This is a genomic window from Streptomyces rugosispiralis (assembly GCF_024505145.1).
Lineage (GTDB): Bacteria > Actinomycetota > Actinomycetes > Streptomycetales > Streptomycetaceae > Streptomyces > Streptomyces rugosispiralis.
Genome location: NZ_JANIAA010000228.1, coordinates 1 through 533 on the forward strand (window position 1 = coordinate 1; position 533 = coordinate 533).

General features: G+C 67.2%; 1 protein-coding gene. It reads right to left on the reverse strand.

Going from position 1 to position 533, the window contains the following annotated elements:
* Positions 1-119: 119 nt before the first annotated feature.
* On the reverse strand, positions 120-287 hold the full coding sequence (locus NP777_RS47190; protein ID WP_256656369.1) for a hypothetical protein: 168 nt from the start codon (positions 285-287) through the stop codon (positions 120-122).
* Positions 288-533 lie beyond the last annotated feature (246 nt).

Consider the following 533-nt stretch of genomic DNA (forward strand, 5'->3'; position numbering starts at 1 on the left):
GAGCTGCGGTGGGCCGTTCACGGGTGGGTCTGACCTGCGCCTACGAGACCGTCGTGCGTCCCCTTCCCAGGGCCCGAAAGATCATTCCCCAACTATCTGCATGGGTCACCTATGGGCGTCTACCTGCTCGTCGCCACGGCCTCGCCCAGCATCCGCAGCGCCTGCGGGTGCCCCCGGGAACCGAGCACCTCCACCACCTTGCCCACGGCGGCGTCCACGGTCTCGTGCTCCCAGATCCTCAGAGGCGCCCCACCCCAGCCGGACGAGGTGGGCGTCGGCATCCGCATCCCGTCGGACCTTGCCCTCCAGCTTTTCCCGCCACCACTGGCCGTTGTGCACTGGCTCATGCCGATGTCGCGGGCACGCGTGCCAGAAAAACCCCTGCACGAACACCGCGGTCCGCCACTTCATGAACATTACGTCCGTACGTCGTCTGCGCAGACCAGGAATGGGCAGGTCGCCCCTGTAGCCGAAGCCCAGCCTGTGCAGCCGGTCAGCCTCGCTTACCGGTTCCGGTAGGCGTCTCGCAATCC

Bases quoted from the DNA above. Each gene is read 5' to 3' on its own strand.
- NP777_RS47190 (WP_256656369.1), bottom strand. From the start codon at position 287: ATGCGGATGCCGACGCCCACCTCGTCCGGCTGGGGTGGGGCGCCTCTG.